Origin of the sequence: Devosia sp. (assembly GCF_028290435.1) — a bacterium.
Lineage (GTDB): Bacteria > Pseudomonadota > Alphaproteobacteria > Rhizobiales > Devosiaceae > Devosia.
Genome location: NZ_JAQGJV010000021.1, coordinates 52,468 through 63,051, shown reverse-complemented (window position 1 = coordinate 63,051; position 10,584 = coordinate 52,468). Strand labels below are relative to the sequence as shown.

At 59.4% G+C, this 10,584-nt stretch carries 14 protein-coding genes; 1 reads left to right on the top strand and 13 read right to left on the bottom strand.

Annotated features, from left to right (window positions below; all coding sequences use genetic code 11):
* From rpsC to rpsL, 12 genes are all read right to left on the bottom strand, one after another.
* Positions 1-301: 30S ribosomal protein S3 (gene rpsC, locus JWP26_RS06300; RefSeq protein ID WP_299724818.1), on the bottom strand; the 301-nt coding region annotated here is incomplete at its 3' end.
* Entirely contained in the window at positions 301-681 is a 381-nt protein-coding gene (gene rplV, locus JWP26_RS06295) for a 50S ribosomal protein L22 (RefSeq protein WP_299724816.1), read from the bottom strand. The genes rpsC and rplV, both read right to left, overlap by 1 nt.
* A gap of 1 nt (position 682) precedes the next feature.
* Complete coding sequence (rpsS, locus tag JWP26_RS06290) at positions 683-961, bottom strand: 30S ribosomal protein S19 (protein ID WP_299724814.1); 279 nt, start codon at positions 959-961, stop codon at positions 683-685.
* Between the two features lie 3 nt (positions 962-964).
* Positions 965-1,804, bottom strand: coding sequence for a 50S ribosomal protein L2 (gene rplB, locus JWP26_RS06285; protein ID WP_299724812.1), 840 nt, complete (start codon positions 1,802-1,804; stop codon positions 965-967).
* Positions 1,805-1,821: 17 nt separating this feature from the next.
* Positions 1,822-2,115 (bottom strand): 50S ribosomal protein L23, encoded by a 294-nt coding sequence (locus JWP26_RS06280; RefSeq protein ID WP_299724810.1) that lies wholly within the window; start codon positions 2,113-2,115, stop codon positions 1,822-1,824.
* On the bottom strand, positions 2,112-2,729 hold the full coding sequence (gene rplD, locus JWP26_RS06275) for a 50S ribosomal protein L4 (protein ID WP_299724808.1): 618 nt from the start codon (positions 2,727-2,729) through the stop codon (positions 2,112-2,114). The genes JWP26_RS06280 and rplD overlap by 4 nt, the downstream gene beginning before the upstream one ends.
* Positions 2,729-3,430 carry a 50S ribosomal protein L3 gene (gene rplC / locus JWP26_RS06270; protein WP_299724806.1) on the bottom strand — a complete coding sequence of 234 codons (702 nt, stop codon included), beginning with the start codon at positions 3,428-3,430 and terminating at the stop codon, positions 2,729-2,731. The genes rplD and rplC overlap by 1 nt, the downstream gene beginning before the upstream one ends.
* A gap of 87 nt (positions 3,431-3,517) precedes the next feature.
* Complete coding sequence (gene rpsJ / locus JWP26_RS06265) at positions 3,518-3,826, bottom strand: 30S ribosomal protein S10 (protein ID WP_299724804.1); 309 nt, start codon at positions 3,824-3,826, stop codon at positions 3,518-3,520.
* Between the two features lie 65 nt (positions 3,827-3,891).
* A complete protein-coding gene (gene tuf / locus JWP26_RS06260; RefSeq protein WP_299724802.1) occupies positions 3,892-5,082 on the bottom strand; it encodes an elongation factor Tu in 1,191 nt (396 codons plus the stop codon).
* A 53-nt stretch (positions 5,083-5,135) separates the two neighbouring features.
* Positions 5,136-7,226 carry an elongation factor G gene (fusA, locus tag JWP26_RS06255; RefSeq protein ID WP_299724800.1) on the bottom strand — a complete coding sequence of 697 codons (2,091 nt, stop codon included), beginning with the start codon at positions 7,224-7,226 and terminating at the stop codon, positions 5,136-5,138.
* 9 nt (positions 7,227-7,235) lie between these two features.
* On the bottom strand, positions 7,236-7,706 hold the full coding sequence (gene rpsG, locus JWP26_RS06250) for a 30S ribosomal protein S7 (RefSeq protein ID WP_299724798.1): 471 nt from the start codon (positions 7,704-7,706) through the stop codon (positions 7,236-7,238).
* A gap of 12 nt (positions 7,707-7,718) precedes the next feature.
* Positions 7,719-8,090: a 30S ribosomal protein S12 gene (rpsL, locus tag JWP26_RS06245; RefSeq protein ID WP_046136734.1), complete on the bottom strand. Its 372-nt coding sequence runs from the start codon at positions 8,088-8,090 to the stop codon at positions 7,719-7,721.
* Between the two features lie 492 nt (positions 8,091-8,582).
* Here rpsL and JWP26_RS06240 point away from each other — a divergent pair, with 492 nt between their 5' ends.
* A complete protein-coding gene (locus tag JWP26_RS06240) occupies positions 8,583-9,050 on the top strand; it encodes a YbjN domain-containing protein (protein ID WP_299724792.1) in 468 nt (155 codons plus the stop codon).
* A 112-nt stretch (positions 9,051-9,162) separates the two neighbouring features.
* Here JWP26_RS06240 and JWP26_RS06235 read toward each other — a convergent pair whose 3' ends face one another.
* Complete coding sequence (locus tag JWP26_RS06235; protein WP_299724790.1) at positions 9,163-10,476, bottom strand: esterase-like activity of phytase family protein; 1,314 nt, start codon at positions 10,474-10,476, stop codon at positions 9,163-9,165.
* Positions 10,477-10,584 lie beyond the last annotated feature (108 nt).

Below are 10,584 nucleotides of genomic sequence, written 5' to 3'. Positions count from 1 at the left end.
TGTGCACTTCGCTGTCGGTGAACTTCTTCACCTTGGCGCGGATCTTGTCGATGTCAGCGCCCTTCTTGCCGATCACGATGCCCGGACGGGCAGTGTGGATCGACACGCGGCACTTGCGGTGCGGGCGCTCGATGACGATCTTGGAGACCGCGGCGGCCTTCAGGTCTTCGAGCAGCATGGTGCGGATCTTCAGGTCTTCCTGAAGCAGGTTACCATACTCGCCCTTGTTGGCGTACCAACGGGAATCCCAAGTGCGGTTGATGCCGAGGCGAAAACCGATTGGATTGATCTTCTGACCCATTATGCGGCCTCCTCAACTTGACGGAGAATGATCGTCAGATGCGCGAACGGCTTCTGGATCTGCGAGGAACGACCGCGACCGCGTGCCATGAAGCGCTTCATCACGAGCGAATTGCCCACGAAAGCTTCAGCAACGACCAGGGCATCAGTGTCGAGCCCATGGTTGTTTTCGGCATTGGCGATAGCGCTTTCCAGCACCTTCTTGACCTGGCCAGAGATACGCTTGTGGCTGAATTCGAGTTCGGCCAGAGCCTTCTCGACCTTCTTGCCACGGATCAGCTGAGCCAGAAGGTTGAGCTTCTGTGGGCTGATGCGCAGCATGCGCAGCACAGCCTTGGCTTCGTTGTCCGCAAGCGCGCGCTGGGTTTTTGGCTTGCCCATGTTACTTCCTCTTGGCCTTCTTGTCGGCCGCATGACCGTAATACGTACGGGTCGGTGCGAATTCGCCGAACTTGTGGCCGATCATGTCTTCGGTCACGTTGACCGGGATATGCTTGTGGCCATTGTGAACGCCGAAGGTGATGCCAACGAACTGTGGCAGAACCGTCGAACGGCGGCTCCAGATCTTGACCACGTCATTGCGGCCAGATGCCAAGGCCTTTTCGGCCTTCTTGAGCATGTAGCCGTCGACGAACGGGCCCTTCCAGATTGAACGGGTCATGGCTTACCTGCCCTTCTTCACGTGACGCGAGCGAACGATAAACTTGTCCGTCGCCTTGTTGCTGCGGGTCTTCTTGCCCTTGGTCGGCTTACCCCAAGGAGTAACCGGATGACGGCCACCCGAGGTACGGCCTTCACCACCACCATGCGGGTGATCGATCGGGTTCATGGTCACACCGCGGTTGACCGGCTTCCGGCCGAGCCAGCGCGAACGACCGGCCTTGCCGAGCGACGTATTGGAGTGATCCTGGTTCGACACAGCGCCAACGGTGGCGAGGCACGAACCATGGACGCGGCGCTGTTCGCCCGAGTTCAGGCGAAGGATCGCCCAACCCTGGTCGCGACCGACATACTGGGCATAAGCGCCAGCCGAACGGGCGACCTGGCCACCCTTGCGGGGCTTCAGCTCGATATTGTGCACGATCGTACCGACCGGCATGCGCTCCAGCGGCATCGCATTGCCCGGCTTCACGTCGACGGTCTGCATCGACGAGATCACCTTGTCACCGGCGCCGAGGCGCTGGGGAGCAACGATGTAGGCCTTCTCGCCATCGGGATAGATCACCAGGGCGATCCAAGCCGTACGGTTGGGATCGTATTCCAGGCGCTCGATGGTCCCGACGACGTCGAACTTGACGCGCTTGAAGTCGATAATGCGGTAGGTCCGCTTATGACCGCCACCACGATGGAACGCAGTGATACGACCACGGTTGTTACGGCCGCCGGACTTCGAAAGACCCTGGGTCAAAGTCTTGACCGGGGCCCCCTTCCAGAGTTCGCTCCGATCGGTCGTCACCAGCTGGCGGCGGCCTTCGGAAGTTGGGTTGTAAGTTTTAAGAGCCATTTTTTGTCTCTATTCCCTTAGAGGCCGGTCGAAATATCGATCGACTGGCCGTCGACGAGGGTAACGATAGCCTTCTTGACGTCATTGCGGACGCCGATCTTGCCGCGGAAGCGCTTCACCTTGCCCTTGCGGACCAGGGTGTTCACTGCCTTGACCTTGACCGAGAACAGCTGCTCAACGGCGGCCTTGATCTCAGTCTTGTTCGCATCGATGGCAACATCGAACACGACCTGGTTGGCTTCCGAAGCCATCGTGGACTTTTCAGTCACGACGGGATTGCGGATCACGTCATAAGCGCTGAGCTTGTTCATGCGAACCTCGCTTCCAGCGCTTCGAGCGCTGCCTTGGTCAGGACGAGCTTCTGACGGCGCAGGATATCAACAACGTTGATGCCCTGGATCGGGAGCACGTCGATATGCGGAATGTTGCGGGCGGCCAGAGCGAAGTTCTGGTCGACAGTCGCACCATCGATGATCAGCGCGTTCATCCAGTCCAGCTTGCCGAAGGTGATGCGCAGAGCCGCAGTCTTCGGAGCCTTGGTGATGACGCTGTCCAGCACGATCAGCTCGCCGGCTGCGGCCTTGGCCGACAGGGCATGCTTGAGCGCCAGGGCACGGACCTTCTTGGGCAGATCGATCGCGTGGCTACGCGGGGTCGGACCGAATGCACGGCCACCACCACGGAACTGCGGAGCCTTGCGATCGCCGTGACGAGCGCCGCCACCCTTCTGCTTCTTGAACTTCTTGCCGGTGCGAACGCCTTCCGAACGATTTTTGACATCGTGCGTGCCGGCCATCGCCTTAAGCTGCTGGTAGCGGACCATGCGGTGCAGGATGTCCTGACGCACTTCCAGGCCGAACACGTCGTCTGCGAGTGTCACGGTACCGTTAGATTTGCCGTCCAGAGTAGTGATCTGGAGTTCCATTATTCAGCCCCTTCCGCAACGTCAGCAGCGGCCTTGAACGAGCCTGGGAAGGCAGCATTCTTGGGAGCAGGCTTCTTGACGGCATCCTTGATCTGGATCCAGGCGCCCTTGGCACCGGGAACCGCACCCTGGATCATGATCAGACCGCGTTCCACGTCGGTCTTGACGACCGTCAGGTTCTGCGTGGTGATGCGACGATCACCCATGTGACCAGGCATCTTCTTGTTCTTGAAGGTCTTGCCCGGGTCCTGACGGCCACCGGTCGAACCGATCGAACGGTGAGACACCGACACGCCGTGGGTGGCACGAAGACCACCGAAGTTCCAGCGCTTCATACCGCCAGCGAAACCCTTACCGATCGAAGTGCCGGTGACATCCACCAGCTGGCCTTCGACGAAATGGTCAGCCTGCAGCGTCGCGCCAACCTCGATGAGGTTTTCGGCATCGACGCGGAATTCAGCGACGTGGCGCTTGGGCTCGACCTTGGCAACGGCGAACTGGCCGCGTTCTGCCTTGGTCGTGTTCTTCACCTTGGCCTGTCCGGCGCCCAACTGGAGCGCGACATAGCCATCTTTTTCCGACGTCCGCTGGCCTACCACCTGGCAGTTCTGCAGCCCGAGCACCGTAACGGGCACATGTGCGCCGTCATCGGTGAATATGCGGGTCATGCCCAGCTTCTGTGCGATCAAACCAGAACGCATCGGTTAGTACCTTCTTGTTTAGCGCTGAACCGGGTCATTGGTTCTCAAGAGGACCCTGTTATTTGGTCAGCGCGGAAATCCGTGACTTTAGAGCTTGATTTCGACGTCGACGCCGGCGGCAAGATCGAGCTTCATCAGTGCATCAACCGTCTGAGGGGTCGGATCCACAATGTCCAGGAGACGCTTGTGGGTCCGGATCTCGAACTGCTCACGCGCCTTCTTGTCGATGTGCGGCGAGCGGTTGACGGTAAACTTCTCAATTCGCGTCGGCAGCGGGATCGGACCGCGAACCTGAGCACCCGTACGCTTGGCCGTCTGCACGATCTCACGCGTGGATGCGTCGAGGACGCGATGGTCAAACGCCTTGAGGCGGATGCGAATATTTTGACCGTTCATCTTGTTATCCTGACAACAATGGACCGTGGCGCGCGCAACTCGCGCGCCACGAAATCATTCGCTTCTTATTTGAGGATCTTCGCCACGACGCCGGCGCCGACGGTACGGCCACCTTCACGGATAGCGAAGCGCAGCTTCTCTTCCATGGCGATCGGAACGATGAGCTGAACGTTCATGTTGATGTTGTCGCCCGGCATAACCATTTCCGTGCCTTCCGGCAGGGTCACGATGCCCGTCACGTCCGTGGTACGGAAGTAGAACTGGGGACGGTAGTTGCCGAAGAACGGAGTGTGACGGCCGCCTTCTTCCTTGGTGAGGATATAGGCCTCAGCAACGAAGTCGGTGTGCGGGGTCACGCTGCCTGGCTTGCAGAGAACCTGGCCGCGCTCAACCTGCGTACGGTCGATACCGCGGATCAGGGCGCCGATGTTGTCGCCAGCCTGGCCCGAGTCGAGCAGCTTGCGGAACATCTCGACACCGGTGACGGTGGTCTTCTGGGTTGCCTTGATGCCGACGATTTCGACTTCTTCGCCAACCTTGACGATGCCGCGTTCGACACGGCCGGTGACCACAGTACCGCGACCCGAGATCGAGAACACGTCTTCGATCGGCAGCAGGAACGGCAGGTCAACCGGACGTTCCGGCTGCGGGATGTACGAGTCAACAGCAGCCATCAGCTCCACGATCGCGTCGTGGCCGAGCTTCTTGTCGCCGTTGTTCAGCGCTTCGGTAGCCGAGCCCTTGATGATCGGGATATCGTCGCCGGGGAAGTCGTAGCTGGTGAGCAGTTCGCGAACTTCGAGTTCGACGAGCTCGAGCAGCTCGGCGTCGTCAACCATGTCGCACTTGTTCAGGAACACGACCATTGCGGGAACGCCAACCTGATAGGCGAGCAGGATGTGCTCGCGCGTCTGGGGCATCGGGCCGTCAGCAGCGGACACAACCAGGATCGCGCCGTCCATCTGGGCAGCACCGGTGATCATGTTCTTCACATAGTCGGCGTGGCCTGGGCAATCGACGTGAGCATAGTGACGGTTAGCCGTCTCGTACTCGACGTGGGCGGTATTGATGGTGATGCCGCGTGCCTTTTCTTCCGGCGCAGCGTCGATCTGGTCGTACGCCTTGAAGGTCGCGCCACCAGTCTCAGCCAAAACCTTGGTAATCGCTGCGGTCAGCGAGGTCTTGCCATGGTCAACGTGACCAATGGTGCCGATATTGCAGTGAGGCTTATTGCGGGAAAACTTTTCCTTGCCCATCGCTTCTCTCCGTATTCGTTAGCCGTTCGGCCAACCTTGAGTTTCGTTTGTTATTAGGCGTACTTGGCCTGGACTTCGTCGGCGACAGCCTGCGGAACCTGCTCGTAGTGATCGAACGTCATCGAATACTGTGCACGGCCCTGGCTCATCGAGCGCAGAGAGTTCACGTAGCCGAACATGTTCGCGAGCGGGACATAAGCATCCACAACCTGGAGCACACCACGGCTTTCAGTGCCGTGAATCTGTCCGCGTCGTGAATTCAGATCGCCGATAACGTCGCCCATGTAGTCTTCTGGCGTGACAACTTCAACCTTCATGATCGGCTCGAGGATCTTCGGGGACGCCTTGCGCAGGGCTTCATTGAAGCCTGCACGACCGGCGATTTCGAAGGCCAGAACCGAGGAGTCGACGTCGTGGTACGCGCCTTCAGTCAACGTCACCTTGACGTCCACGATCGGGAACCCGATCAACGGACCAGACGACATGACCGACTTCACGCCCTTTTCAACGCCCGGGATATATTCCTTGGGCACCGAACCGCCGACGACGGCATTCACGAAAGTCAGACCCGAGGCGACTTCGCCCGGCTCGACCGACAGCTTGACGCGAGCGAACTGGCCCGAACCACCCGACTGCTTCTTGTGGGTATAATCCACATTGGCAGACTTGGTGATCGTCTCGCGGTAAGCCACCTGCGGCTGACCGATATTGGCTTCCACCTTGAACTCGCGACGCATGCGGTCGACGAGAATGTCCAGGTGAAGTTCGCCCATGCCCGAAATGATGGTCTGGCCGGATTCTTCGTCGGTCTTGACGCGGAACGACGGATCTTCAGCAGCCAGGCGGTTGAGCGCGAGGCCCATCTTTTCCTGATCGGCCTTGGACTTCGGTTCCACCGAGATGTCGATAACCGGCTCAGGGAAGATCATGCGTTCAAGGATAACCTGCGCATTGGAGGCACACAGGGTGTCGCCAGTGGTGGTGTCCTTGAGACCCACGATGGCGACGATGTCACCAGCGAAGGCTTCCGTGATCTGCTCGCGGCTATTGGCATGCATCTGGAACAGACGACCAACGCGCTCGCGCTTTTCCTTGACCGTGTTCTCGATCATCATGCCCTGCTCGAGCTTGCCCGAGTAGATGCGGCAGAACGTCAGCGTACCCATGTGCGGGTCGTTGGCGATCTTGAACGCCAGCATGGCCAGCGGCTCGCTGTCGTCCGCATGACGCTCGATCGGAGCCTCGGTGCGGGCGTCGATGCCCTGGATAGCAGGAACGTCGGCAGGCGACGGCAAGTAATCGATAACGCCGTCAAGCAAAGGCTGTACGCCCTTGTTCTTGAAGGCCGAACCGGCGAACACCAGGAAGAACTTGGCGTCGATCGCACCGCGACGCAGCAGACGACGGATCGTTGCATTGTCGGGCATATCGCCGTTCAGGTACGATTCCATCGCGCTGTCGTCGAGTTCGACGGCGGCTTCGATCATGGCTTCGCGATACTTCTTGGCCGATTCCTTGAGGTCATCAGGGATCTCAACGACGTCCCAGGCAGCACCCAGTTCTTCATTGTGCCAGATCAGTGCGTTCATCTCGATCAGATCGACGACGCCCTTGAAGTCATTCTCAGCGCCGATCGGCAGCTGCACGGGAACGGCCTTGGCGCCCAGGCGGGTGCCGACCATCTCGACGCAGCGATAGAAATCGGCACCGATCTTGTCCATCTTGTTGACGAAGATCAGACGCGGAACGTTGTACTTGTCGGCCTGGCGCCACACGGTTTCAGTCTGCGGCTCGACACCGGCATTGGCATCCAGCAGTGCGACGGCACCGTCGAGCACACGCAGCGAACGCTCGACTTCAATGGTGAAGTCCACGTGGCCGGGGGTGTCGATGATGTTGAAGCGGTGCGTGACGCCATCACGGTCTTTCCAGAACGTGGTGGTGGCAGCGGACGTGATCGTGATGCCGCGTTCCTGCTCCTGCTCCATCCAGTCCATGGTCGCGGCACCGTCGTGGACTTCGCCGATCTTATGGGACTTGCCGGTATAGTAGAGGATGCGTTCGGTCGTGGTCGTCTTGCCAGCATCGATGTGAGCCATGATGCCGAAATTGCGATACAGATTGATCGGGTATTCGCGTGCCATTGTAAGCTCCTACCAGCGGTAGTGCGAGAAGGCACGGTTGGCGTCAGCCATACGGTGCGTATCTTCGCGCTTCTTGACGGCCTGGCCGCGACCGTTGACCGCATCCATAAGCTCGCCGGACAGACGCTCGCGCATCGTGTTCTCGCCGCGCTTGCGGGCACTGTCGATCAGCCAGCGAATGGCCAAGGCCTGCTGACGATCGGTACGGACTTCAACCGGAACCTGATAGGTGGCGCCGCCAACACGACGCGACCGGACTTCAACCGACGGGCGGATGTTGTCGAGTGCGGTGTGGAACGCCACGATGGGGTCCTGCTTGGTCTTGGACTCGACGATTTCGAACGCACCGTAAACGATGCCTTCGGCGGCCGACTTCTTGCCGTCCTTCATCAAGGAGTTCATGAACTTGGTGACAACCAGATCGCCGAACTTGGGATCAGGAATAACATCACGCTTCTCTGCGCTATGGCGACGGGACATGACTCTATCTCCTTATTTCGGACGCTTCGCGCCGTACTTCGAACGGCGCTGCTTGCGGTCCTTCACGCTCTGCGTGTCAAGGACACCGCGGAGCACGTGGTAACGAACGCCCGGAAGGTCGCGAACACGACCGCCGCGAATGAGCACAACGGAGTGCTCCTGCAGGTTGTGGCCTTCGCCCGGGATATACGAGATCACTTCGCGGGAGTTGGTCAGGCGAACCTTGGCAACCTTACGCAGAGCCGAGTTCGGCTTTTTCGGAGTGGTCGTGTAGACACGTGAGCAAACGCCGCGCTTCTGCGGGTTGGCTTCCATCGCCGGAACTTTGTTCCGCTTTGGCTTGCTGGCGCGTGGTTTGCGGATCAGCTGATTAATGGTGGGCATTGAGCTCTTTCCATCGTCCAAATCGTTTCGATCACAACGCAGCAAACCAAAACGGCGCTCATCCGACCCGGTTAGGGGAACGGCGGCGCCTTAATTGCAGCGGACCGTAGCCCGAAAGGACCACGTTCATGCGCACAAGGATTTGCTTCGTCTATCTACCCACCAGTGTGTTTGAGTGTCCTGGATGCCCGCACAAGATGGCAGGTACCCGAAGCGACATTCACGACCGACTGCTTAGGTATGGGCTGTTTAGTGCCGATGTCTGCATGCGTCAAGGATTCTTTCGCGAAAAACTGCATGCCGGATATGCTTTGGTAGCGTATTCGTTTCGCGCCTCTTAATGCCCGTAGCATAGCGCTTCTGCGCGCAGTTACGCCCGCACAATTGATTTGCGCCGTACTTCTCCCCTTCTGAGGAAACGTGTAGAACCGGGTGCGGGGACGCGCACGGGCCTTTCCGGCCACGCCTGACGACTCACGAGAGGGAATGCAGATGAAATTGAATGCCATGTTTGCTGGCGGCGCCCTGGCGCTTGCCTTGACGATTTCGGCCCAGGCCCAGTCGCTGACTGCAGCCAATACCGATGAGATTCTCAACGCGGCGCGCGGCTACGGCTCGGCGACGCTGACGGCCCAGAGCAATGGCGATCCGCAGATCACCGGCAAGGTCGATGGAATCACCTACCAGATCTATTTCCGCAATTGCACCGACAACAAGAATTGCGAGGACCTGAACTTCTACCTCGGCTTCCTCGACCTGAAGCCGAAGTTCGAAGTGATCAACGACTGGAACATGAACAAGCGTTTCAGCCGCGCCTATCTCGACCAGGACAAGGACGCCGTCGTCGAGATGGACCTGGATATGGTCAAGGGCGTCAGCGCTGAATACCTCGATTCGCAGATTGGTCTCTGGACCCTGGTCGTCGGCCAGTTCGCCGATCACGTCGGCTTCAAGAAGTAAGCCAGCCTGCCATCGAATCCAAAGGGGCCCAATGGGGCCCCTTTTTTATTGCCGTCTCTCACATCCAAGGAAAAAGGGGCCCGAAGGCCCCTTCCCCGCACACCTGGTTTGGTTATTTGGCTTTGAGGAGATCGGTCACGTCGAGGATCATGAATTCCTCGTCGTCCTGCTTGCCCTGCTCGCGGCTGACGTCGAAGGGGAAGTTGTTGTCGTTGGCGACGACGATGGTGTTCTCGTCAACGCGGTCGACGTTTTCGATCGTGTCGAACGGGAAGGTGAAGACGCCATCCTTGGAGCCACGCGGCGCGATGCCATCGGGATCCTTGATGTCGAGCAGGTCAATGTAGCCGAGCTTCTTGACCACACCATTGGCATCGAGCTGGTCGATGTCGATCAGGTAAATGCGCTTCAGCAGCGCGGGCTTCGCGGCCCAACCGTCACGGGCATCGCCCTGGTTCTGGTCACGCTCGATAACCAGCGCACGGTGGTCGTCGATCATGTTGAAGTCGCCGATCGAGTTCGGAGCGTCTTCCAGCGGATAGTAGCGAACCTTGTCGGCAAAGGCGCCGGTCGCGACATCAAACTGCAGCATACGGATCGCAGGCTTGCCGTCGATCAACTCGAACGCCTTCTTGTCGGCATCCCAGAAAGTCTTTTCGAGCAGCGGATAAAGCGTCTTGCCATCGGGCGACTGAGCCATACCCTCAAAGCCACCCGAACGCTGGGTGACGACGCCGGTCAGTTCAGCACCAGGGTTCGGAGTGGACACGGTCTGGTTGTCCGGCCCCTTGTAGACGAGGTCGCCGATCTGGGTCTTGTAGACGTTGGTGACGACGCCCTTGGCGTCGGTCTTGATCAGCCAGGGGCCGAATTCGTCGCCGAAATAGTAGCTGTCGCCGACGGGCTGGATCGACTCGACGTCGAAATCGGCGCCGGTCAGGTAGCGGGTGTCGGTGGCTTCATTGACGATCGGGAACGGCACGACGCGGTTCGGATCGGACAGGAACACGCCGGATTCGCGAGCGACGGTGTGGCCGGCCCAGTCAACCTTGAGAGTGTTGAACATCAGTAGCGAGTCAGCCGAGTTGGCCTTGGCGCCGAAACCATTGTCGGTCAGCACGACGAAGCGGCCATCGCCGAGCGAGCGGATGCCGGAAAAACCCTGCAGGGCCTGGCCCTTGAACGGCATGCCGATGCCGGTCTTGGCATCTTTGAATTCTTCCAGCGTCTCGACGCGGGTGCCCGAGGTGAAACGGCCCGACATCTGAAACTCGGCGGGCGCATCGGCGGGCGCTTCGACGAAGGTCGCGCCCGGCTGCTGGGCGTGAGCCTTCAGCACGGCCTCAAATTTCGGGACGTCCTGGGCATTGGCAGTGGCCATGAGGCCAAACAGGCTGACCCCAGCCAGAAGGAGGGAACGGAACATGACTTCTCCGGAAGGTAAATTGAACCCGCCTTCCCTACCCAGCCAATGTGTCGGTCCGCCTACAGTCTGATTGCACTGCCGTTACGGTTTTGCGTCAGTTGGCAGACC